General features: G+C 72.0%; 18 protein-coding genes. 10 read left to right on the top strand and 8 right to left on the bottom strand.

Annotated elements, in window-relative coordinates:
• The first annotated feature begins 73 nt into the window (after nucleotides 1-73).
• A complete protein-coding gene (locus ACODT5_RS45895) occupies nucleotides 74-1,549 on the top strand; it encodes a sugar transferase (protein WP_422524799.1) in 1,476 nt (491 codons plus the stop codon).
• Nucleotides 1,550-1,574: 25 nt separating this feature from the next.
• Here ACODT5_RS45895 and ACODT5_RS45900 read toward each other — a convergent pair whose 3' ends face one another.
• Nucleotides 1,575-2,552, bottom strand: coding sequence for a GDP-L-fucose synthase family protein (locus ACODT5_RS45900; RefSeq protein WP_422524800.1), 978 nt, complete (start codon nucleotides 2,550-2,552; stop codon nucleotides 1,575-1,577).
• Between the two features lie 644 nt (nucleotides 2,553-3,196).
• Here ACODT5_RS45900 and gmd point away from each other — a divergent pair.
• From gmd to ACODT5_RS45925, 5 genes are all read left to right on the top strand, one after another.
• Nucleotides 3,197-4,210: a GDP-mannose 4,6-dehydratase gene (gene gmd, locus ACODT5_RS45905; protein WP_422524801.1), complete on the top strand. Its 1,014-nt coding sequence runs from the start codon at nucleotides 3,197-3,199 to the stop codon at nucleotides 4,208-4,210.
• A 251-nt stretch (nucleotides 4,211-4,461) separates the two neighbouring features.
• The gene (locus tag ACODT5_RS45910) at nucleotides 4,462-7,239 is read left to right on the top strand and encodes a LamG-like jellyroll fold domain-containing protein (protein WP_422524802.1); all 2,778 of its coding nucleotides are present in this window, start codon (nucleotides 4,462-4,464) and stop codon (nucleotides 7,237-7,239) included.
• 79 nt (nucleotides 7,240-7,318) lie between these two features.
• A complete protein-coding gene (locus ACODT5_RS45915; protein WP_422524803.1) occupies nucleotides 7,319-8,002 on the top strand; it encodes a hypothetical protein in 684 nt (227 codons plus the stop codon).
• Nucleotides 8,003-8,136: 134 nt separating this feature from the next.
• The gene (locus tag ACODT5_RS45920) at nucleotides 8,137-8,349 is read left to right on the top strand and encodes a hypothetical protein (protein WP_385369083.1); all 213 of its coding nucleotides are present in this window, start codon (nucleotides 8,137-8,139) and stop codon (nucleotides 8,347-8,349) included.
• An 88-nt stretch (nucleotides 8,350-8,437) separates the two neighbouring features.
• On the top strand, nucleotides 8,438-8,929 hold the full coding sequence (locus ACODT5_RS45925; RefSeq protein WP_422524804.1) for a hypothetical protein: 492 nt from the start codon (nucleotides 8,438-8,440) through the stop codon (nucleotides 8,927-8,929).
• A gap of 16 nt (nucleotides 8,930-8,945) precedes the next feature.
• On the opposite strand, the gene ACODT5_RS45930 is transcribed toward ACODT5_RS45925, so the two are convergent.
• The 3 genes from ACODT5_RS45930 to ACODT5_RS45940 all read right to left on the bottom strand — a co-directional run bounded on the left by ACODT5_RS45930 (nucleotide 8,946) and on the right by ACODT5_RS45940 (nucleotide 12,801).
• Nucleotides 8,946-10,061, bottom strand: coding sequence for a glycosyltransferase (locus ACODT5_RS45930; RefSeq protein WP_422525256.1), 1,116 nt, complete (start codon nucleotides 10,059-10,061; stop codon nucleotides 8,946-8,948).
• 8 nt (nucleotides 10,062-10,069) lie between these two features.
• Complete coding sequence (locus ACODT5_RS45935; protein ID WP_422524805.1) at nucleotides 10,070-10,609, bottom strand: WcaF family extracellular polysaccharide biosynthesis acetyltransferase; 540 nt, start codon at nucleotides 10,607-10,609, stop codon at nucleotides 10,070-10,072.
• An 89-nt stretch (nucleotides 10,610-10,698) separates the two neighbouring features.
• Nucleotides 10,699-12,801 (bottom strand): transposase, encoded by a 2,103-nt coding sequence (locus tag ACODT5_RS45940; protein ID WP_422524806.1) that lies wholly within the window; start codon nucleotides 12,799-12,801, stop codon nucleotides 10,699-10,701.
• A gap of 244 nt (nucleotides 12,802-13,045) precedes the next feature.
• Between ACODT5_RS45940 and ACODT5_RS45945 the strand changes: the two genes are divergently transcribed.
• The 3 genes from ACODT5_RS45945 (at nucleotide 13,046) to ACODT5_RS45955 (ending at nucleotide 16,480) form a co-directional block, all read left to right on the top strand.
• Nucleotides 13,046-14,554, top strand: coding sequence for a hypothetical protein (locus ACODT5_RS45945; RefSeq protein WP_422524807.1), 1,509 nt, complete (start codon nucleotides 13,046-13,048; stop codon nucleotides 14,552-14,554).
• 78 nt (nucleotides 14,555-14,632) lie between these two features.
• Complete coding sequence (locus ACODT5_RS45950) at nucleotides 14,633-15,214, top strand: TetR/AcrR family transcriptional regulator (protein WP_422524808.1); 582 nt, start codon at nucleotides 14,633-14,635, stop codon at nucleotides 15,212-15,214.
• A gap of 312 nt (nucleotides 15,215-15,526) precedes the next feature.
• Nucleotides 15,527-16,480: an IS481 family transposase gene (locus ACODT5_RS45955; protein WP_422524809.1), complete on the top strand. Its 954-nt coding sequence runs from the start codon at nucleotides 15,527-15,529 to the stop codon at nucleotides 16,478-16,480.
• Here the strand turns inward: ACODT5_RS45955 and ACODT5_RS45960 are convergent.
• From ACODT5_RS45960 to ACODT5_RS45970, 3 genes are all read right to left on the bottom strand, one after another.
• Nucleotides 16,477-17,658 (bottom strand): MATE family efflux transporter, encoded by a 1,182-nt coding sequence (locus ACODT5_RS45960; protein WP_422524810.1) that lies wholly within the window; start codon nucleotides 17,656-17,658, stop codon nucleotides 16,477-16,479. The genes ACODT5_RS45955 and ACODT5_RS45960 overlap by 4 nt on opposite strands.
• A 239-nt stretch (nucleotides 17,659-17,897) precedes the next feature.
• Nucleotides 17,898-19,667, bottom strand: a complete 1,770-nt coding sequence (locus ACODT5_RS45965; RefSeq protein ID WP_422524811.1) for a tyrosine-protein kinase domain-containing protein — start codon at nucleotides 19,665-19,667, stop codon at nucleotides 17,898-17,900.
• Complete coding sequence (locus ACODT5_RS45970; protein WP_422525257.1) at nucleotides 19,664-20,869, bottom strand: glycosyltransferase family 4 protein; 1,206 nt, start codon at nucleotides 20,867-20,869, stop codon at nucleotides 19,664-19,666. The genes ACODT5_RS45965 and ACODT5_RS45970 overlap by 4 nt, the downstream gene beginning before the upstream one ends.
• Nucleotides 20,870-21,041: 172 nt before the next feature.
• Here ACODT5_RS45970 and ACODT5_RS45975 point away from each other — a divergent pair, with 172 nt between their 5' ends.
• Nucleotides 21,042-21,515 carry an FAD synthase family protein gene (locus ACODT5_RS45975; protein WP_422525258.1) on the top strand — a complete coding sequence of 158 codons (474 nt, stop codon included), beginning with the start codon at nucleotides 21,042-21,044 and terminating at the stop codon, nucleotides 21,513-21,515.
• A 34-nt stretch (nucleotides 21,516-21,549) separates the two neighbouring features.
• Here ACODT5_RS45975 and ACODT5_RS45980 read toward each other — a convergent pair whose 3' ends face one another.
• Entirely contained in the window at nucleotides 21,550-22,296 is a 747-nt protein-coding gene (locus tag ACODT5_RS45980) for a CDP-alcohol phosphatidyltransferase family protein (RefSeq protein ID WP_422524812.1), read from the bottom strand.
• Nucleotides 22,297-22,412 lie beyond the last annotated feature (116 nt).

A 22,412-nucleotide genomic window follows, 5' to 3' on the forward strand; every position in this document is an offset into this window, starting at 1 on the left:
TGCGTCTGATGTCCACAGCCCGGGGAAGCCGCGGACTGGCGCCACCGTCATAGACCACGTGCCAGGGGGGCCCATGAGGCATGTCCATATACCTGTGCAAAGAGTGGCCGACGCGGCCAGGTCGTCGGCCATGTCGGCCCGGGGCCTGGGTGACAAGGCCCGTTGGTACCTGCCCGCCGCGGTCGCTGCGGACCTGATCGGCGCGGGAGTCCCCGTCGGCCTGGTCTTCGAGGCTGCCCAGCAGGCACGGCCCCTCTACTGCGCCATCGGCGCGGCCCTTGCATGGACCGGCGTGCAGCTGATGCGCCGGCGCTACGCGGGCCGCGCGCTCGGAGAATCCCGGGGAGTCCTCCCGGTCGTACACGACTGGCTGATTCTGATCGGCGTGCTCGCCGTGGCCCGCGTGATCACCGGTGAGAACACCCCCCGGCTGTCCGCCCTCGGCGCCCTCGTGCCCGCCCTGCTCGTCACCGTCGCCTGCCACAAACTGACCTACCGCCACCTCTCCGGAGCCCGGCGCGAGGCCCAGGCGGTGAGCCGGGTGCTGGTCGTCGGCGAGCCCGACGCCGCCGAATCCGTCATCGGGCACCTCGCCGCGCGCACCGACCACCCCTACGTGGTGGTCGGCGTGGTCCCCGTGGGCCCCGGCGCGCTGGACAACGGGGTGCCGGTGGCCGCGCGGCTCGGCTCCGCCGCGGCGCAGTCCCCCAACGGGGACTCCACCGCCGTGCTCGGAGCCGTCGCCGCCCACCGCGCCGACCTGGTGCTCGTCGCACCGGGGGCCCGGCTCGCGGGGGAGCGGCTGCGCCGGATCTCCTGGGCCCTGCACGACGCCGGGCTCGAACTGGCGATATTCCCCGGCCTGGTGGAGGTCTCCGTCAAGCGGCTGGAGACCCTGTCCGCGGGTGGCCTGCCCATACTGCGGGTGGCGCCGCCGGTGAGCCGGGGCGTGCAGCCCCTGCTGAAGTCGGTACTGGACCGCGCCGGCGCGGCGCTCGGACTGGTCCTGCTGTCGCCGGCCTTCCTCGCGATGGTCCTGGCGATCCGCTTCGGCTCGCGCGGTCCGGCCTTCTACCGGCAGCGGCGCATCGGCCGCGACGGGGTCCCGTTCGTCATGTGGAAGTTCCGCACGATGGTCGTGGACGCGGACGCGCGCAAGGCCGAGCTGTCCGGGGCCAACGAGAACGACGGCCTGATGTTCAAGATGCGCCGCGACCCCCGGGTGACCCGGGTGGGCCGGCTGCTGCGCCGCACGTCCATGGACGAACTGCCGCAGCTGATCAACGTGGTGGCGGGCAACATGTCCCTGGTCGGCCCGCGCCCGCCGCTGCCGGAGGAGGTGGCGGAGTACGACGAGACCGAACTGCGCCGGCTCGCCGTGCGGCCCGGGATGACCGGGCTGTGGCAGATCAGCGGGCGGTCCGACCTCTCGTGGGACGAAACGATCCAACTCGACCTGCAGTACGTGGACAACTGGTCGTTCACCAGTGACGTCGACGTCATGGGCCGCACGCTCCGCGCCGTGGTCGACGGTCGCGGAGCGTACTGAGGCACCGGGGAACCTCGCTTTGGGATCAGCTCTGCCCGCGGACCTGCTCGCCGCGCTGCTCGGCGTTCTGCTCGCGCCACCAGGCGTACGTCGCGGCGATGCCCTCGCGCAGCGGGACCGCGGGCTTCCAGCCGAGGGCGCGCAGCCGGGTCACGTCCAGCAGCTTGCGGGGCGTGCCGTCGGGCTTGGAGGTGTCCCAGGCGAGCCTGCCGCGGAAGCCGGTGACCTCGGCGACCGTCTCCGCGAGGGCCTTGATGGTCAGGTCCTCGCCGCAGCCGATGTTCACCGGCTCGGCGCCGTCGTACTCGCGCAGCAGCACGGCGCAGGCGGCGGCCAGGTCGTCGACGTGCAGGAACTCCCGGCGGGGCGTCCCCGATCCCCACAGCGTGAGCTCCTCGCGCCCCTCGGCCGCGGCCTCGTGGAAGCGGCGGATGAGGGCGGGCAGGACGTGCGAGGTCTCCAGGTCGAAGTTGTCGCCCGGGCCGTAGAGGTTCGTGGGCATGGCGGAGATGTACGAGGCCCCGTACTGCTTGCGGTACGACTGGACCTGGACGATGCCGGCGATCTTCGCCAGGGCGTACGCCTCGTTCGTCGGTTCCAGCGGGCCGGTCAGCAGGGCGTCCTCGCTGATGGGCTGCGGGGCCAGCTTGGGGTAGATGCAGGAGGAGCCGAGGAACAGCAGCCGGCCCACCTCCGCGGCGTGCGCCCCGGCGACGACGCTCAGCTGGATCTTGAGGTTGTCCTCCAGGAACTGCACCGGGAACGTGCTGTTGGCCATGATCCCGCCGACCTTGGCGGCGGCCAGGACGACGGCGTCGGGCCGGACGTCCCGCAGGTACGCCGCGGTCGCGGCGCCGTCGCGCAGATCGAGGTCGGCGCGGCCGCGGGTGAGCACCTCGTACCCCTCGGCGGTGAGCCGGCGGACGACCGCGGACCCCACGAGACCGCGGTGGCCGGCGACGAAGACACGGGCGTTCGGGGCAAGGAACGGCGAACTTGTCATACCGCCGATGATGCCAGTCCGCTGTCCGCGGTTTTACGGGGGAGCCCCGGCCCCGGCCGGCCGCCCGGCCCCCCGGGCCACCCCGCCCCGGGGCACGCCCCGCGGGCAGCCCCCACGCCGGCCCCGGACCCCGCTCCGGGCCGCGCTTCCGGCGCCGTCCCGGTGTCGGATTCCGGGGGCGGGTGCAGGGTGGATTTCGGGTGGCCCGGGCCAGTTCGGCACATACCGACCCGCAAGGGGGCGAGGGGGCCCGATCCGGCGGCAGGCGCTCCGGGGGGAGCGTGTACGGTACCCATCCGGTACCCGTCTCCAGCCCCCTGGCGGCGGACCCGCTCAGCATCCCGGGCCCGGCCCCACTCCGCATCCGGCGGCCGGCCCGAAAACCGGGGGCGCGGCCCCGAGCCGTACTCCGGAGCCTGGCCCCGTGCCGGACTCCGGGGCCTGGCCCCCGACCCGCACCCCGGGGCCCGGTCCCGAGCCGCGACCGGGGCCCCGTACCGACCTGTACGACGAGGCGTGACCCCGGGCCGCATCCGGGGGCCGCGCCCCGAGCCATACCCGGGGCCCCGCCCCGGACCGCAGCTCCGGAACCGCAGTCCCGGGGCGCAGCCAGACCGCAACGCAACGATCCCCAGGGGGACCCAATGGGCAAGACCGCGCTGATCACCGGCGTCACCGGGCAGGACGGCTCGTACCTCGCAGAGCTCCTGCTCTCCAAGGGCTACACGGTGCACGGGCTCGTGCGGCGGTCCTCCAGCTTCAACACGGAGCGGATCGACCACATCTACCAGGACCCGCAGACGGCGAACCGTTCCCTCGTGCTGCATCACGCCGACCTCTCCGACGGCGTCGCCCTGGTGAACCTGCTCCGTGACATACGTCCCGACGAGGTCTACAACCTCGGCGCCCAGTCGCACGTCCGCGTCTCCTTCGACGCCCCGCTCTACACCGGCGACGTGACCGGCCTCGGCGCCCTGCGCCTGCTGGAGGCGATCCGGGCCAGCGGCGTGGACACCCGCATCTACCAGGCCTCCTCCTCGGAGATGTTCGGCGCCACCCCGCCCCCGCAGAACGAGGCCACCCCGTTCCACCCGCGCAGCCCGTACGGCGCCGCGAAGGTGTTCGCGTACTGGACCACGGTGAACTACCGCGAGGCGTACGGGATGTTCGCCGTCAACGGGATCCTCTTCAACCACGAGTCCCCGCGCCGCGGCGAGACCTTCGTGACCCGCAAGATCACCCGCGCGGTCGCCCGGATCAAGGCGGGCCTCCAGGAGAAGCTCTACCTCGGCAACCTCGACGCCGTCCGCGACTGGGGCTACGCCCCGGAGTACGTGGACGCCATGTGGCGGATGCTCCAGCAGGACGAGGCCACCGACTACGTCGTGGCCACCGGCGTCGCCGCCACCGTGCGCGAGTTCGTCGAGGCCTCCTTCACGCACGCCGGTCTCGACTGGAACGAGCACGTTCGCTACGACCCCAAGTACGAGCGCCCCAGCGAGGTCGACGCCCTGATCGGCGACGCCTCCAAGGCCAATGACCTGCTCGGCTGGAAGCCGACGGTCCTGGTGGCCGAACTGGCCAAGATCATGGTCGATGCCGATATCCGGCAGGTCGAGGACCAACTGGCGGGCGCCAGCGTCCGCATCGACCGCTGAGGCCATATATTTCGCCTACGATTTGCCCTGTCCCGGCCGTTCGCGCCCCTGTCGGCGGGTGCGGCCGGGGTAAATCTGCCGTATGTCCGTAGTGCTCCATCCGCGCCGGACCTGTTGATTCCAAATTGGTAGCAATGGGTCGAGCGTGGTGACCAGGCCCTCGCGTGAGCCCTAGTCTGCGCCAGTACATATGGCTGTTCTGATAGTTCTCGAACCAGCCATTCAAGACGGGCAATTGCCCTGGGGGGCTCATGCGTAGATCCAGAGGGCTGACTGCTGCCCTCGCACTGTCACTGGCCGGCGCCGGCACTGCGATGGGCCTGGTGCTCATACCCGAGGCGTCGGCCATCACGCAGCCGGTGGCCTTCACCGCCGACGAGCTGCCCACGTGGCAGCCCAACGGGATCGTCTGGGCGATGGCCGAGGCCAACGGCACCGTCTTCGCGGGCGGTACCTTCTCGGCCGTCCGCCCGCCCGCCGGCGCGGCCGGCAGCGAGCAGGAAGCCGTGAACTTCGTCGCACTCGACGCGGCGACCGGCGCCCCCACCTCCTGCAAGCTCTCCTTCACCATCGGCGAGGGCACCGCGACCGTGCGCGCGCTCACCGTCTCGCCGGACAAGAAGACCCTGTACGCGGGCGGCTACTTCGGAGCCGTCAACGGAACCCCGGTCTCCAGCGTCGCCGCCATCGACATCGCGACCTGCGCCCCCAAGGCCTCGTTCGTCCCGCAGTTCCCGGCCACCGTGCGCGCGCTCACCGCGACCGACACCACCCTGTACGCGGGAGGGGACTTCAGCACCGTCGAGGGCTCGACCCGCGAGCGGTTCGCCGCGGTCGACGCCACCTCCGGTGCGCTGAAGCCCTTCGTCGCCAACGTCGACGAGCCCGGCCGCGCGCTCCAGCTCAGCAACGACGGCAAGAACATCCTGCTGGGCGGTGACTTCTTCACCGTCAACGGCGCCCAGAGCCACGCGCTCGCCGTCGTGAACGCCACCACCGGCGCCGTCACCAAGACGTACGGCACCATCCCCACGATGTCGGTCATCAAGTCCATTGCGGCCGACGGCACGGGCTACTACACCGGCGCCGAGGGCACGGGCGGCTTCGACGGCCGCGTCGCCCTCGCCACCGACTTCAGCGAGAAGTGGCGCGACCAGTGCCTGGGCGCGACCCAGTGGGTGCTGCCGTACGACGGAGTCCTCTACAGCTCCTCGCACGCGCACAACTGCAGCTCCGAGGGCGAGTTCCCCGACGGCAAGCGCCACTTCCTGCTGGCGCAGCTGACCGACTGGGGCAACGGCGGGCTCGACGCCCCGTCGGCCGTGAACGGCTTCGTGCGCAGCCCGGGCAAGCTCGGCTGGCACCCCACCGCCAACGACGGCCTCGGCGAGGGCATCGGCCCGCGCGTGATGGCCATCGCGGAGAAGAACACCACCAAGTACATGTGGGTCGGCGGTGAGTTCACCCTCATCAACGGCAAGGCCCAGCAGGCCCTGACCCGCTTCGCCTCCACCGGCGACGTCGGCGCCCCGACCACCCCGGTCGCCAGCGTCTCCAGCGTCAAGCCCGGTGAGGTCCAGGTCCGCTGGCGCACCAGCTACGACGCGGACGACAGCAAGCTGACCTACCGCATCTACCGCAACGGCTCCGCGACCCCGATCGCCACCGTCAGCGCGAGCTCCCTGGAGTGGCTGCGCCGACAGGCCTCCTGGACGGACGCCACGGTCAAGGCCGGCGCGTCCTACAGCTACCGGGTCACCGCCACCGACGCCGCGGGCAACACCAGCCCGCTGTCGGCCACCGTCTCGGTCGCGGTCCCGACCGCGGTCAGCGCGTACCCCAACCAGGCCCGCGAGGACGGCGCCCACCTGTACTGGCGCTACGACGACGTCGTCAGCCCGTACGTGGCCGACTCCTCGGTCTCCGGCAACATCAGCGGCATCCAGTACAACGCCCCGGCGCTGCGCCAGACCCCGGGTGCGATCACCGGTGCCAGCACGGCCATGGGCTTCAACGGCAGCACCCAGCAGGTGTACAGCGACCACCGCCAGACGGTCGGCAGCAGCTACACGCTGGAGACCTGGGTCAAGACGAACACCACCCGTGGTGGCAAGCTGATCGGCTTCGGCAACAACCAGAGCCGCAACAGCAACAACTACGACAAGAACATCTACATGACCAACACCGGTCGGATCTTCTTCGGGGTCAACTCGGGCGGGGCGAAGACGATCTCCACCGGCCTGTTCGAGACGTACAACGACAACAAGTGGCACCACGTCGTCGCCACCCAGGGTGCCGCCGGCATGGCGCTGTACGTGGACGGCCAGCTCAAGAGCACCAGCGGCGTCACCGGCCACCAGCAGATCGAGGGCTACTGGCACGTCGGCGGCGACAACCTCGCCGGCTGGCCCTCGCGTCCGACCAGCAACTACTTCGCCGGCCTGCTCGACGAGACGGCCGTCTACCCGAAGGTGCTGACCGAGGCCCAGGTCAAGAACCACTTCAACCTGGCCAAGGCCGCCACCGACACGGTCTCCAAGGTCACCGCGACCGAGGACACCTACATCAACCAGGGCGCGCCCAGCACCGCCTACGGAGCGTCCACCTCGCTGGCCGTCCGCGGCACCTCGGCCTACGAGACGTACCTGCGCTTCGACATCCCGGCCGCCCCGGCCGGCACGGTGCTGAAGTCCGCGTCCCTCCAGATCAAGACCACCACCGCGACGAGTGCCGGCACCACCGACACCGTCTCCGTGGTCCCGGTCACCGGTACCTGGAGCGGGGCGGGCACGACCTTCAACAGCAAGCCCACCCTGGGCAGCACCCCGCTCGGCTCCTTCGCGGGCGTCCCGGACGGTTCGGCGGTGCAGAGCACCTCGCTGGACACCACCGCGCTCTCCGCGGTGCTGGGATCCAGCTACAGCCTGGCCCTGACGAGCACGGGTACCAACCCGCTGTGGCTCTGGTCCTCGGAGTCCACGGCCGTGGACGCCAAGCCGCAGCTGACCCTCACCTTCGGCGCGAAGTAACCGCTTGACGGAGTGCGGGGCCCGGCCGCCCAGGCGGCCGGGCCCCGCACACCCATCTCATACGTACGGGAGCCACCTGATGTACCGACGCTCCGCAGCGGCTGCTGTCCTGCTGGCCGCCGCCCTGACGCTGACGGCCTGCAGTTCGGGCGGCGACGGCAAGGCCGAAGCCTCGGCCGCCTCGCCCAAGCCGCCGGCCGCCTCGTCGGCCGCCGACCCGGCCGACGCCACGGGCACCCCGGCGGCGCCCTCGCCGGACGCGAAGCCGACGGGTCCCGTCCTGCCGGACACGAAGCTGGTCCCGAAGACGGGCAGCTTCACCGCGCCGGAGAAGCAGTACCTGAGCGGCAGGGTCCCGGAGAAGATGGATCCGGCGGCCGTCCTGCAGGGCGGCCAGGAGGCCTGCCAGCGGGTGGAGCGCACGGCGAAGCGCGACAAGGACGCGGCGGTCGGCGCCCTCGTGGCCGGGGAGATCCCGGGCGCGAAGGACGCGATCACCTTCCTCTGCCCCGAGCAGAAGCCGCTCCTGGCCGCGGCGGCGAAGGGCTTCCCGGACGGTACGAAGCAGTCCCCGGCGGCGGGCACCTACCGCGCGCTGACCCAGAGCACGACGTGCTCCTGGGAAGCCAAGTCAAAGGACGGCGCCCCCCTGGCCTCGGGCCCGGCGACGCCCCTGAAGCCGGGCGACAAGATCACCGCCAAGATCCCGGCGGGCACGGCCCAGTTCGTCTCGAACGGCTGCTACGCCTGGATCCCGGCGTAGCCCTTACGACCGCCAACGCCCCCTCGCCCCCGGACACCCGGGCGGCGAGGGGGCGTTTTGGTTCCCGCATCGGGGGCATCCGAGCCTCCACACGGCGGGGGCTGCACCCCGCCTCGATGCTGGAGGCGGATCCGATGAGGGGCATCAGCGGTTGCATAGGCCTGATCGTGGTGGGGGCCATCCTCACCTTCGCGAGCGACTGGCAGCTGCAGAGCGTGAACCTCGACCTGGTCGGGGTCATCATGATGGTCGCGGGCATCATCGGCCTCGCGGTCTACGCGAGCGTCCTCAGGCGCCGCCGCGTCGGCGCCCTCCCGGTGGTCGACGAAACCCACCGCGGACTGTGACCCGGCCACAGCCCGGCACAGCCCGCTGAACAGCACCTTCGGCGAAACCGGGTCGCTGTGGACGGCCCCCCGAAGGCACCATGGACCAATGACGCCGGCCGAAGCAGCAGAGCTCTCCCTACAGGACCACGCTGCCCTCTGGAGCGTCGGGGAAGCCAGTGGGAGTGATGTCGTCGATGTCGCCTGCGATGCACTGATCGCCGGACTCGACACCCCCGGGCTCCGGGTCCTCGCCGCCTGCACGCGCGCCGAGGCGTCCTACGACGTCCACGACCTGCTCCCCGCGGCCCTCCACGAACTCGGCCTCGTCTTCTACCCGTACGACAGCGCGGCCGGCCGTGAAGCGGTGGTTCCGGCGTTCGCGCGCCGCGTGCTCGCCGGCGAGTTCACACCGTCGGAGTTCACGCTCCGGATCCACCACCGCTACGGCCACGAGCCGCCCCTGACCCGGCGGCTCGCCGAGCTCGACGACGAGTACGACACCCTCCAGTTCGGCGACAGGACCATGGAGGAGATCGACGCCGAGGTCATGGCGGAGGCGCAGAACCTCGCAGCCGGTGCCCAGCGCCGCGAGGCGTGACGGCGGGCCGTCCCCCTCAGCGGGAGATGCCCTCGTACACCGGCAGCAGCGTGTCGAGGACCGCGTCCATCGAGAAGGCGGACGCCGCCAGTTCGCGGGCGGCCTTCGAGGACGTGGCGTTCTCGGCCGGGTCCAGGAGGGACAGGACCGCTTCCGCGACCCCCGCCGGGCCCGGTTCGACCGCGCGGCCCGCGCCCGCTCGGGCGATGTCGCGGGCCAGGCCGTTGGAGTGGGTGACCACCGACGGGACGCCCACCGACAGGGCTTCCAGGACCGACATCGGGAACGGCTCGTCCACCGAGGGCAGTACGTAGACGTGGGCGCGGCGCAGCTCCGCCAGGACCTCCGCCCCGGACAGGGCGCCCGGGACCGTGAAGCGGGCGGAGAGGCCCAGCGCGGTGATCCGGGCGCGGACCGCCGCGAGCTCGCCCTCGTCCGGGCCGGCCACCACGAACTCCGCGTCCGGGTGCGCCGCCAGGACGGCCGGAGCGGCGTCGACGAAGTCCACCGGGCGCTTGCGGGCCTGCAGGCGGGCCGAGTAGAGGATCCGCGGCGGCCCGGACAGGGCGGGGCGCTCCTCCTGGGCCGGGGTGCCGTTGACGAGGTGGACGGTGTTCGGGAGCGGCGCCCCGACCACGGCGTCGAGGCCCTCGCGCTCGTGCGGGGTCAGGTACAGCAGCGCGTCGGCGCCGCGCAGGAGGCGGCGTACCGCCAGCGCGTCCAGCACCTTGGCCAGCAGTTTCCCGCTCGGGTCGACCATGCCGTGGGTCTGCAGGACCAGCGGCTTGCCGGCCCGCAGCGCCGCCAGGGCGACGGGCAGGGTGACCAGGTCCCGCGCCAGGTGGACGTGGACCAGGTCCGCGCCCCGCACCAGGCGGCCCGCGGAGGCGAGCAGGGCCGGCGAGGTCATCCCGCTGAAGCCGAGGGGGAGCAGGCGCCGGGCGGGGAAGAGCTTCGCCGGGACCCCTTCCACCGAGGTCGGCCAGGGATCCGGGAACCCCTCGCCCAGCGCCAGCAGCTGCGCCTCGTGCCCGCGGGCCCGCAGCCCCTTGGCCAGGTTCAGCGCGACCCGCACCGGCCCGCCGAAGGCGTGCGTGGGGGAGTGCAGGGTGACGGCGTGCAGGACTCTCAAAGGGGTACTCACTGGGGCTCCTCCACCGGGCGGCGGCGCCCGTCCTGGGTCTGCAGGGTCAGCGCGGGGAGGTCCTTGTGGACCACGGACCCGGCGCCCGCCACCGCACAGCGCCCGATGGTCACACCGGCCAGCACGGTGGCCCGTACGGCCACCCACGCGCCGTCCTCGACGGTGATCGGGGCATTGCGGTAGCGGAAGTCGGCGGCCCGGTGGTCGTGCGAGCCGGTGCACAGCAGCGCCTCCTGCGAGACGCAGGCGTGCGCGCCGATCGTCACCGGCTCCAGGTTCAGCACCCAGGCGCCCTCGCCGATCCACGCGTGATCGCCCACGGTCAGCTTCCAGGGCCACAGCACCCGCACCTTGTGGCGGATCAGCACCCCTTCGCCGATCCGCGCCCCGAAGGCGCGCAGCAGCGCGACCCGCAGCCGGGCCGGGCACAGCCAGCTCATGAAGAGCGTGTTCATCACGGCGAACCAGAGCGCCTGCGTCAGCCGCCCGCGCCCCTTGTCGTATCCGGCCAGCGTGAAGGCAGGAAGATCACGCACGGGCACCCCCTCGTACCGAGGCCCCCGACGGCGCCTTCGAAGGCGCCTCCCCGGACACCGACCGCTCAGACTAAGACTTGATCCGCAGTTCACCAAAGGGTGAGCTGCGGACTGCGGCCGGGGCGGGGACCGGGCTTTCCGGCGTGGCCGCGCAAGCGTGGCTCATCCGGGGTCGCTTGGTCCCGCTGTCCGGCGGTTCGGGGAGCAGAGGTCTCGCGGCATCGCTGCCGTGGGGCTGCCACGCGACCCGGCCGCCGGAGCGGTTTCGGGCTCGGTGTGGTTGACTCCCGCAGCGCTTCTTCCAGCGCTTGCGCATAGGTGATCCGAGCGTGCCGGGACACGGTGGTGTCCAGGTAAGCGGTCTTGGGGTCGGCTACGTCGGTGAAGCGGACGAATGCGGCCAGCGCGGCGGAGACCAGGTCCCGTTTGCCGGTGAGGCTGCACACCGTGCACGTGTGCTCGCGGTCCCGCAGGGTCTTGGAGACACGCTCGCCGCAGAGGCAGTGCTGCGACAGGGCCGTTGACCATGTGGCGACCCGCATCAGCCGACCGCCTGCGGCCTCGCACTCGGCCTTGAGGGCGGAGATGAGTATGCCGGGTGTGGTCTGGGAGAGGCGTTTGCCCCACAGCCGGTACCAGGTGCGGATGTCGCAGTCTTCGACCATGAGCACGGGACCATGGGCAGCAATGATCTCGCGGGCCACCAGACGAGCGCGGTGGCGGCGGTGTTCAGCGATCCCGGCAGCCTGTTCGGCCTGGCGGGCGCGCGTCTCCCGGTAATGGGCAGAGAGCCGGTCACGGCGGAACGCCTGCTTCGGTACCCCGTCGGACCTGGCGGCCCGGGCACCACCGGGGACGGTCACGGCCTTGGGCTCGAGGCTCTGCGCTTCCCTCCGGGCAGCGTGCTTTGCCTGCTTCTTCGACAGCCCGTACTGCGCGGCGTTCGTTGCGCGACGGGAGCGATCCAGCGCCCGCGCGCGGTCCCGCCGCTTCTTCGCCTGCTTCTCCAACAGGACCCGCTCGGTTCCGGTGAGCGTGATCTCGGTGGAGAAGGGCTTGCCTCCGGTGAGATCGGCGGGGAAGGAGACGACCGAGAGGTTGGAGACGTTGCCGTCCACACCGCCGACACGGTCGAGCCGGGCGACGCGGGCGCGCATGGTCCGCACGCTGGGTGCGGTGTAGCCGGGGCCCAGGACCATCAGGTGCGCCTCGTACACCCAGTCGCCCGGCGCGGATGCCTTCCGGCGGCGTACGAGGTCCACCTTGTGCCAGGGGCCGGGGCTGGAGAGGAAGTGCTGCACCCGCGTCCACTGGCCGGGCTGCTGCGGGATGCGTACGGGAAGTACGAGGTCACCACGGGCGCTCTCGGCTCCTCCGGGGAACACGACGGCGAGGGGGCCGGCGTGGTCCCACCACGTCGCCTTACGGGTGGCCGGTTCGCCCGAGGCGGTGACCTTGCCCGTGGGCACGCGGACGTCCGGCACGGCGGGCTTCGGCATCCGGCGCGGCTGCGTCAGTGCGTGCCGGCCGCCGTCGGCGTAGGCCGAGGCATGACCGCGGAGGGTGCCGACCAGGCGGAAGGTCTCCCACTTGTTCGCGCGCGTGTGGGAACGGGCACGGCCCGGAATCCGGGTGAAGTCGTGCCGGCGGCCCACCTTCGGGCGGCCGAACCGCCGTCCGGTGGCGTCCGGGAACAGGTGCCGCGAGACGCCGTTCCACACCTCATCCGCGATGTGCATCACGAGAGCCTTGGATACGTGGTGCTTCAAGTGCCCGGAGTCTTCGAGGTGCCTGTACGCGCAGCGCTCCAATGCTCCACGGGACAGGCCGAGGCGCTGCCGTGCGGCCTTCGCACCGTGCTCCTCGCGCTCGTGGGAAGCGGTCCAGTAGGCATCGACCTTGGCGCGGGCGTCGCGTTGGAGGGCCCGCTTGACCGACCACATGGCCCCGAACAGCTTCTCCAGCCGGGCTAGGTCGGCAGGGTCGGTGACGGCCGGCGGCAGCACCATGACCAACACGATCCCGTCGTCGGGCTTGGTCCACTTCCGGGTCTTGTTCCTGCCCCGGAACTTCCGTGCCCGAGGAGCGTTCAGGACCTCGGCACTGACGATGTGCGGAGCCCCGGACGCGGCCGCGGACGCACCGGCGACCCGCCCGGTCCCTCCCTTGTCCGGCGCGACTTTCCGGCGCACCCCACGCTCCTCGCCCCGGTTGCGATCTGCAGTCCGATCATCGGACCCGCATGGGAAACGAGCCGAACCCCGTCAAGGACACGCGGCACCACAAGGATTCGGTTGCCACGGTTCACTCGAGCCTCGAGATGATCCAGGACGCCGCCGAGCCGACGCCTTCCTGCACAAACTCAAGATCGAGTACGCGCGAATGCGGAACAGGTCTTAGACTGCGGCCGATCAGGCACAGGGGGTGGGGGCAAGCGTGGCGACCGACATACGCGAGAGCGTTGCCAGGCCGGCGCCGCCGCAGCCCGGTGACGAGAAGAGCTGGGGCAAGGTCACCACTCCGCGGACGCTGCTCTCGCGGGCGCTCTCCGTCCCGCTGGCCCTCGGATTCACCGTCTTCCTGCCCCTGTTCGTCGCCGTCCAGCCCGGCGCGGGCCAGCACGACGCCGCCTTCTGGCTCCAGCTGCTGCTCACCATGTACGCGGGTGCCCGGCTCTCGGCGATGGTGCTGACCAGCCGCCGCAAGCTGCTCCAGGGCTCCTTCTGGCTCTTCGTCTACATGGCCATGGGCGTGGCCCCCCTCGCCCAGGCCGTCCTCGGCCAGGTCCCGACCCCCGTCGTCGGGCCGCGCTCCGACCTCACCGCCGCCATCGCCCTCGTCCTGCTCGGCTGCGCCGCCTTCGACGTGGGCGTCCTGCTGGCCCGCCACCGGCCGGCCGGCCGGGTGGGCGGTTCGCTGAAGGAGCCGCGCCCGGTCATGGCGCACCGGCGGCGCCTCCACCTGCTCAGCGCCGTGGCGTTCCTGGGCAGCTCGGCCCTGATCATGAAGCTCGGCGGCCCGGCGGTGTTCTTCTCCAGCCGCCAGGAGATCATCGCGGGCATCGAGGAAGCGGGCGTCTCCCAGGACGGCCAGGCGGGCCAGGCGCTGCTGCGCGGCTTCGGCACGGTCCCCGCACTGCTCGCGCTGCTGCTGTACACGCGCTGGCTGATCACCTCGAAGTTCGCCCGCCGCAAGGTGTCGATCATCGTCACCTGGTCGGCGCTCGCGGTCCTCAACCTGATCGTCAACAACCCGATCTCCAACCCGCGCTACTGGTTCCTCACCGTCATGTTCGCGCTGCTCTTCACCGTCTTCCCGGTGAGCGCCGCGATGTACCGGGTGGCGCTGTCCATGGCCGTGGTGATCGCGCTGCTCATCTTCCCGTTCGCGGACCGCTTCCGCTACGACGAGAAGAACTACAAGCCGGTCGAGACGACCTCGTTCCTGGAGCCGATGGCGCTCAAGGACTACGACCAGATCGGCATGTTCGCGAACACCATCACCTTCTCGGAGTCCGGTCCCGGCCATTCCTACGGGCGCCAGCTCGCGGGGTCCGTCTTCTTCGCGGTGCCGCGCTCGGTGTGGTCGGGCAAGCCGCGCGACACCGGCGTGATGGTCGGCCAGTGGATGGGCACGGTCAACACCAACCTCTCCTCCCCGATCTGGGCCGAGCTGTGGCTCGACTTCGGGCCGCTGGGCATGGGGGCGGGGCTCCTGGGGATGGGGTACGCCGCCGCGCGCGTCGACCGGCGGTACGCGAAGCGCGCCCGGCGCAGCTCGCCGCCCGGCAGCCTGATCTCCACGGTGGTCCCGCTGGTGGCGGGGTACTCCTTCATCCTGCTGCGCGGGCCCCTGCTCCAGGCCTCGGGCCGGATCGCCATCGCGGGGATGTGCCTCGCGCTCGTGGCCACGTACCGGCAGGACCGGGCCACCTCGCTGCGCTGACGGCAGGGTGCGCAACTGCTGCACAAGCACAACAGCTCCACTTGTGCACCGGATATGCCCCGACGGTACGGTGGTGTCATGACCGAGCCAGTGGGGCGCCGCGAGCGCAAGAAGGCCCAGACCCGCAAGGCCCTGGCCGATGCCGCGCTGCGCCTGTTCCTCGAGCGCGGGTACGACAAGGTCGGCGTCCGTGACGTGGCGGAGGAGGCCGACGTTTCGGTGACCACGCTGTTCAAGCACTTCCCGAGCAAGGAAGCGCTGGTCTTCGACGAGGACGAGGATGTCGAGGCCGCCCTCGTCTCGGCGGTACGGGACCGCGCGCCCGGGCAGTCCGTCCTGCACTCCCTGCGCGAGCACTTCGTGGAGACCCGGGCGAGCCGGCGGATCGACGACCCGGCGGTCATCGCGCACCTCACCCTGGTCCGGGAGACGCCGGAACTGACGGAGTACTGGGACCGGATGTGGCGGCGCCACGAGTTCGCGCTCGCCGCCGCCGTCGCGGAAGCGGCGGGCGCCCCCGAAGGCGACCTCCGGTCCGCCGCGCTGGCGCGCTTCGTGATGGACACCGCGAGCCTGATCCGCGGCCAGGAGGACCAGCGGCAGGCCATGCGGGACCTGTTCGACCTGATCGAAGCGGGCTTCGGCGACCTGCCGGTCTGACCCGGCGCAGACACCCGTGCCTAGGCCGTCTCTTTCGGATCTTGCCTGGCCCGCGCCGCCCGGCACCGCACCTCGCCGCACTGCCGGGGCACCCGAGTACGTCCAGTACGCGGGAGCCCCGGCAGCGCGCCGAGGCACGGCGCCGGACGACGCGGACCTGACCGACAAGATCCGAAAGAGACGGCCTAGGTGTATTGCCTCGGGAGGTTGTGGACGGGTGATGCAGGTCTCGGCTGAGGCGTCTTGAACGGGTGAGGGCCTTCCGGGTTCGGTGTGGATTGCGACATCTCCACCGAACGACAGAAGGCCCTCATGCCCCACCGTAATGCACCCCTGACCGAGACTGGACGCCTGCGCCTGGCCCGCTGCGTGGTCGAGGACCACTGGTCCCTGCGCCGGGCGGCCGAGCGTTTCCAGGTCTCACCCACCACGGCCCAGCGGTGGGCCGACCGCTACCGCGACCACGGCGAGGCGGGCATGCGTGACCGTTCTTCGCGCCCGCACCACAGCCCACGCCGGACCCCGACCCGCACCGAACGCCGGATCATCAAGATCCGCCTTGCCCGCCGGTGGGGACCGGCCCGCATCGCCCACCTGCTGGGCCTGGTGCCCTCCACCGTGCACCGCGTGCTGACCCGCTTCCGCCTGGCCCGGCTCTCCCATCTGGACCGGGCCACCGGCCGCGTCATACGCCGCTACGAACGCGCCAAGCCCGGCGAACTGGTCCACGTCGACATCAAGAAGCTCGGAAACATCCCCGACGGCGGCGGCCACAAGACGCTCGGCCGCCAGGCCGGCCGCAAGAAGCGGCCCCGTCTGGGCTACAGCTACATCCACACCGCCGTCGACGACCACTCCCGCCTCGCCTACAGCGAGATCCTGGCCGACGAGAAGAAGGAAACCGCCACCGCCTTCTGGACCCGGGCCCACGCCTACTTCACCAGCGTCGGGATCACCGTCGAGCGCGTCCTGACCGACAACGGTTCCTGCTACAAGTCCCACGCTTGGCGCGACCTGCTGGCGGCGGCCGGGATCACCCACAAGCGAACCCGGCCCTACCGGCCCCAGACCAACGGCAAAGTCGAACGCCTCAACCGCACCCTCGCGGAGGAATGGGCCTACGCCCGCCCCTACCGCACAGAACAGGAACGACGCGACGCCTTCCCCGACTGGCTCCACACCTACAATCACCACCGCGGACACACCGCGCTCGCAGGGAAACCACCCGCCAGCCGCGTCCCCAACCTCACAGGGCAATACACCTAGGCCGCCCGGACCTGGTCCGCGGGGCCGGCGGCGGCCGGTTCGGAGTCCGGTTCGGAGTCCGGCGCGGGGTTCGGCAGCCGGGCCACGCGCAGCCAGCCTGCCGCGGCCTTCGCGGCGGAGCCGAGGGCCAGCCCCCAGGCGGCCCCGGCCACGCCCCAGACGGCGTACCCGCCGAGCAGCAGGCCGACCGACAGCAGCGAGAAGACCACCTGGAGCGAGAGGGTGGCCTTCGGGTTCAGCACGCGCAGGGTCAGCAGCGCACAGGTGCCGAGCCCCATGACGGCGTACTGCGCGCCCGTCGCGGGCAGCAGTGCGGCCGCCGCCTGCCAGGTGTCGCCGAGCAGTTCGCGGCCGACCCGCTCGGGCAGCGCGTACAGCACGGCCCCCCACGCGGCGCCGGTCACCGCGAGCGCGCCGCCCATCAGGGCGGTCAGCCGGACCACGCCGCGCTTGCCGGTGGCCCGGCCGACGACCGGCGGGCCGAAGGAGTTCGCGGAGTTGAACAGCACGTTCAGCGGCCCGAAGAGGGTGGTGGCGCCGCGCAGCGCGCCGACGGCCAGCGGGCTCGCGAAGACGCCGAGGCCCAGGACGGCGAGCTGGCTGGAGCCGTTGCCCACGGCGAACTCCACCACGAAGCGCTGCCCGAGGTACCCGCGCCGCAGGTACGGCCGGAGGTCGGCGGCGGCGCCCCGCACCGAGGGCCGCAGCAGCCACAGGCCGAGCGCGAGCGCGGGCAGCGCGGAGAGCCCCCACACCAGCACCAGCCGCCCCGCCGACGCACCCTCGGGCTGGAGGAGCAGCGCGGTCACCACGCAGGCGAGGCGCAGCGCGTCGGCGGCCAGCGCCCGCCCGGGCATCCGCAGGGCGGAGAAGCAGTAGCGCAGCCCGTCCTGCAGCAGCACCAGGGGCAGTACGAGTCCCAGCGCAAGGAACGCCCGGCCGGTGGCCCCGGGCAGCAGCAGGCCCAGGAGGGCCAGTACGGCTCCCACCGCCGCCGAGGCGGCCCCGGTGAAGGCGAGGCCCGAGCGGCAGGCCGCGGCGAGTCCGCCCTGATCCTTCTCCAGCACCAGGGTCTGGCCGACGTAGGCCATGTTCAGGCCGAGCAGCACGGTGAAGGTCACGTAGACCATCGAGAAGTCGGCGAAGCCGGCCGCCGAGGAGAGCCGGGCGGCCAGCACCAGGACGAGGATGTTCGTGGCGCTGGACGCGGCCTGGTCCAGTACGGAGGCGACCGCCGCCAGGCCGCCTCTTCCGGATCTTGTCGGCCGAGTCCGCGGCGTCTGGTGCTGTGCCTGGGCGTGCTGTCGGGGCGCTCGCGTACTGGACGTACGTGGTCGTCTCGGCAGTGCGGCCAGGCGCGGTGCCAGGCGTCGCGGGCCCGGCAAGATCCGGAAGAGACGGCCTGGGCCGCGCCGGCTCACCGTCGGCCCGTGCGGACCGTACGCAGGGCGACCGTGTCGGTGCCGTCGCCCGGGATGTGCTGCGAGGCGTCGGCGGCGGCCACCTCGTACGGGATCGGCTGCGGCTCGCCCGGCCGCGGCCGGGGCGGGGAAGACGGCGTCGGCCGGGGCCCCTCGGCGGCGGGGCCGCCGCCCTTGGGGGTCCTGCCGAGGCCGCGCTTCTTCTCGCCCGGCAGCGGCGCGTGCAGTACGGCGCCCAGCACCGTGCCGCCGGCCCCGCTGATCAGCTCGCGGATGCGGGAGAGGTCGGTGCGGCGCACCGCGCCGGGGTTGCAGACCACCAGCACGCCGTCGACGCGGTCGACGAGTGCGAGGGCGTCGGCGTACGAGAGCACGGGCGGGGCGAGCACCACGACGGTGGAGTTGGGGGAGTCGGCCTCGGAGATCAGCCGGGTGGCCCGCTGCGAGGTCAGCGCGCGGGGCACGTTGCGCACGCGCTCGCCCGGGATCAGGTCGAAGCTGCCCGACTCCCCGGCGTCCACGAGGAGCTGGCGGCCGTCGGGCCACTCGGTTTCCCCGTGCTGCGCGTCCGCGCCCGCCTGGGACTTGCTCCAGCGGGGCCGCCCGGCCGAGTCGGTGGGCAGCTGGCTGGCCAGGACCGGGGTGCGCAGGTCGGCCTCGATGAGGAGCACGTCCTTGCCGGTCTCCGCGAAGGAGGCGGCCAGGTTCACCGCCACGGCGGCGGCGATCTCGCTGCTGCCGCGCGGGGCGACCACGAGGAGGCGGCGCCGGTCCGCGAAGCGGGCGTCGTAGGCGAGCCGGAAGGCCACCGAGCGGAACTCCTCGGCCAGCCGGGGGTCTTCCTCGCCGGCCGCGAGCAGCGGCCCGCCGTCGGCCTTGCCCCGCGGCAGGGAGCCCAGTACGGGCGCGCGCAGGGCCCGGGCGACGTCGCCCTCGGAGCGCGGAGCCGGGTCGAAGACGAGGCGGACCCAGGCGCCGAGCAGGCCCAGGGCGAGACCCACGGCCGCGCCGAGCGCGAGCGACATGGGCAGGCCGGGGCCGTCGGCCTCGTGCGGCGGGACGGCGGAGCTGGTGACCCGGCCCGGGGTCATGTCCAGGGCCTTGAGCTTGGCGATGTTGCCGTTGAGCGTGTTGATCTTGCTCTGCTGGTCGGTCTTGGATGAGTACGCGGCGTCGCGCGCCGGACCGGCCGGCATGCCGGTGATCTGCTTGGCGAGCTCTTCGAGCTGCTTGGCCACCGGGTCGCGCTGGTCCTGGTAGCCCTTGACCATCTTGTCGCGGGTGACGTCGAGGGCCTCCTGCCGCTTGAGCAGGTAGGCCTCGGTCATCGCGTTGGCGCGCTTGGCGGCCTCCGCGGGAGAGGCGGCGGTGTACGTGAAGCGCAGCACCATGGTCTGCGGGGGGTTGGTCACCTGCAGACCGGCGCGCAGCGCCGAGAAGTCGTCGGCGGCGACCCCGAGCTTCTTCGCGGCCTCGTTGGCTATGGAGCTGGAGAGCGCGACCTGGCGCTCCGAGCCGATGTTGATCGCCTTGTCGGGGGCGAGGCTCGGGTTGAAGGGGTCGTCGGTGGGTGCGCGCAGCACGATGTCGGCGGTGGCCACGTAGGTGTCCGCCGTGGAGACGCCGAGGTAGACCCCGCCGAGCAGGCCGATGCCCACGCCCAGGCCGATGAGCCGGCGGTAGCGCAGGAGCTGGCGGAACTGGTCCCGGAGCAGGTCCGGTTCGTCCTCGGCCGGAGCCGCTGCCGGGCGGTTGGTCTCGATCACGTCCGGGGACCCCCAAGTGCTTCGTCCATCAGTGCGTCGATGCGGGCCAGGCCCGCCTCGCGGCTCAGGTGCGCCGCCACGTGGCGCGGCCCGGCCGCACCCAGTGCGTCCGCGCCCGCGGGGTCCTCGGCCAGGGCCCGTACGGCCTTCAGCAGGGCCTCCGGGTTCTCCGGCGGTACGAGCACCCCGGCGCCCGAGCGCTCCACTTCCTGGGCGGTCCCGCCCAGTGCGGCCACGGAGGCGACGACGGGGCGGCCGGCCTGGAAGTACGAGGTCAGCTTGGACGGCACGCTCATGTCCATCACGGCGGCGTGCTGCGTGACCGCGAGCACGTCCGCCGCGGCGAGGATATCGGGGAACTCTCCGTCGGCGGCAGGGGGGATGATGTCGAGGTTGGGAACGTCCGCCGCCAGGTCGGCGAGCGCGGAGCGCTGGCTGCCGTCACCCATCAGGACGAAACGGACGCTCGGGTCCAGCCGGGCGGCGCCGACGAGGACCTCGAGTCCCTGCTTGAGCCCCATGTTCCCGGAGTGCAGGACGACGGTCTGGCCGGGAGCCCACCCGAGGTGGCTGCGGGTCCGCCCGCGCGGCTTCGTGGGCAACGCCACATGGGACCAGTTGGGGACGAGCCGGATGCGCTTGGGGTCCACACCCATGGCGACGACCCGGTCGACGAAGGTCTCGTGGATGACGCCGACGAGGGCGGCCCGCTTCAGGGCGTGGGCCTCGGCCCGCCCGGCGAACGCGGCGGCCTTGTCCCCGCCGCTGATCCCGCTCTGCGCGGCGGCGGCGCCCATCAGGTCCTGGACCACCGGGACGAAGGGAACCTTCCAGCGCGCCGCGAGGCGCGCGGCCACCAGGCCGCCGGCCAGGCTCGGCATCTGGGCGAGGACCGCGTCCGGCTTCGGCATCCGGGGCGGGGCCACGGAGCCGTGCAGCAGAATCGATCCTTCGAAAAGCGCGCGCCGGAGGGCGGTCTGACGCGGAGGCACGGTGTGCGCACGCCGGTGCACGGTCACGCCCGCGCGCTGTTCCGTGCGCCGTAGCGCCCCCTTGTACTCCGGCTCGACCGACCAGGCCGGGTAGTGGGGCATGCCCGCCAGGACGTGGGTGTCGTGACCGAGACCGGCCCAGTGCTCCGCGATCTGGGTCGCGTACGGGCCGATGCCCGTGTGCTCGGGGGCGTAATTAGTGGAAACCAGCAGTAGGCGTCGCTGACCGGATTTCGACACTCGACGTCCCCCTCTCACCTGGATGATGCGCACGTCACCCTATTCGTTCACCGGCATCAGGGGGAACGTGCACGCTATTGTCTGCTAATCCGCCACACCGGGGTGGGCGGCTTCTGGGGGATATCACGTGACGGAGCAGGGCATGTCCGAATTTACCGATCCTGGGCGTAGACCTCACCGCGTCGGCTACGCGCCGGGTGCCTATGACCTCTTTCACATCGGACACCTCAACATCCTTCGGCATGCCCGGAGTCAGTGCGACTACCTGGTGGCCGGGGTCGTATCCGACGAAATGGCGGAACTCGCCAAGGGGCGCCGCCCGGTGATCCCGCTTGTCGAGCGCCTGGAGATAGTCCGCAGCGTCCAGTACGTGGATGCCGCTTTTGTCGAGACCGTGCCGGATAAGGTCGAAACGTGGAAGCAAGTCCGTTTCGACGTCATATTCAAGGGCGACGACTGGCGCGGCACTCCCAAGGGCGAGCAGCTGGAACGGGACTTCGCCGTGCACGGGGTCGAGGTCGTCTACTTCCCGTACACGGTCCACACCTCCAGCACCCAGCTGCGCCGGGCCCTGGACGTGCTGTCCGAGCCGCTCGCCACGGAACAGCGGGGCTGAACGGCGGGCGGCGGGCGCCGGGCGCCGGTCCCGGTCATCTGGGTACGGCGCTGAGCTCCCGGAACCACTTCGCGAGGAACGCCACCAGGAACAGCGCGGCCATCACGCCCGCCCCGGCGTACACCCAGCGGAACAGCCCGCTGCCGCCGAGGAACAGGAAGACCAGGCAGAACACCCCGTAGTCCACGGGCAGCAGTGCCACCGCGCGCAGGGTCGACGGCGCGGCGGCCGCGCTCCCCGGCGCCGGCTTCGGCTTGAGCTTCTCCGTCAGGAGTCCTCCGAAGAAGGTCACGACCGCGGCGAGCTGGAAGCCCAGGGGCACCAGCAGCCAGCCGGCCGAGGCGCCACCGCCGTCCGCGCCGCCTCCGATCCCGTAGGCCTCGGGGAAACGGTAGAAGGCGATCAGCACGCAGGTGTGCAGCGAGGTGAGCTTCGCGCAGTCCACGACGTGGTCCAGCCACTCGCCCGCCGCGCTGCCGCCCCCGCGCAGCCGGGCCAGCTGCCCGTCGGCCGAGTCGAAGGCGAAGCCGACGGCGAGCAGGGCCCACACCAGGGCGCCCAGCCCCCACGAGGGCGAGACCAGGGCGACGACGGCCGCGCCCGCGAAACTCAGGGCGGCGCTGATCAGCGTCACCTGGTTCGGGGTGAGCCCGAGCGCGTACGACCCGGCGGCCAGGTACCGGCCGACGGGCCGGTTGACGAACCGGGAGTAGAGCGACACGCCCTTCGCCGACTTCTGCGCCCCGCGCAGCTCCCGCAGCGCGGTCCCGACACTCGCCATCTACACAACCCCTCGAACATCCGTATGTGCGTGCGTGCGTACGATCCGTACGAAGGGCACATCATCGCAGGACGTCCGAGGGCTCCCGCTCCGGGTCCGCCGGATACGGACAACCC

This window comes from Streptomyces tatrensis (assembly GCF_049310065.1).
GTDB lineage: Bacteria > Actinomycetota > Actinomycetes > Streptomycetales > Streptomycetaceae > Streptomyces.

Bases quoted from the DNA above. Each gene is read 5' to 3' on its own strand.
- ACODT5_RS45895 (WP_422524799.1), top strand. From the start codon at position 74: ATGAGGCATGTCCATATACCTGTGCAAAGAGTGGCCGACGCGGCCAGG.
- ACODT5_RS45900 (WP_422524800.1), bottom strand. From the start codon at position 2,552: ATGACAAGTTCGCCGTTCCTTGCCCCGAACGCCCGTGTCTTCGTCGCC.
- gmd (WP_422524801.1), top strand. From the start codon at position 3,197: ATGGGCAAGACCGCGCTGATCACCGGCGTCACCGGGCAGGACGGCTCG.
- ACODT5_RS45910 (WP_422524802.1), top strand. From the start codon at position 4,462: ATGCGTAGATCCAGAGGGCTGACTGCTGCCCTCGCACTGTCACTGGCC.
- ACODT5_RS45915 (WP_422524803.1), top strand. From the start codon at position 7,319: ATGTACCGACGCTCCGCAGCGGCTGCTGTCCTGCTGGCCGCCGCCCTG.
- ACODT5_RS45920 (WP_385369083.1), top strand. From the start codon at position 8,137: ATGAGGGGCATCAGCGGTTGCATAGGCCTGATCGTGGTGGGGGCCATC.
- ACODT5_RS45925 (WP_422524804.1), top strand. From the start codon at position 8,438: ATGACGCCGGCCGAAGCAGCAGAGCTCTCCCTACAGGACCACGCTGCC.
- ACODT5_RS45950 (WP_422524808.1), top strand. From the start codon at position 14,633: ATGACCGAGCCAGTGGGGCGCCGCGAGCGCAAGAAGGCCCAGACCCGC.
- ACODT5_RS45955 (WP_422524809.1), top strand. From the start codon at position 15,527: ATGCCCCACCGTAATGCACCCCTGACCGAGACTGGACGCCTGCGCCTG.
- ACODT5_RS45975 (WP_422525258.1), top strand. From the start codon at position 21,042: ATGTCCGAATTTACCGATCCTGGGCGTAGACCTCACCGCGTCGGCTAC.
- ACODT5_RS45980 (WP_422524812.1), bottom strand. From the start codon at position 22,296: ATGGCGAGTGTCGGGACCGCGCTGCGGGAGCTGCGCGGGGCGCAGAAG.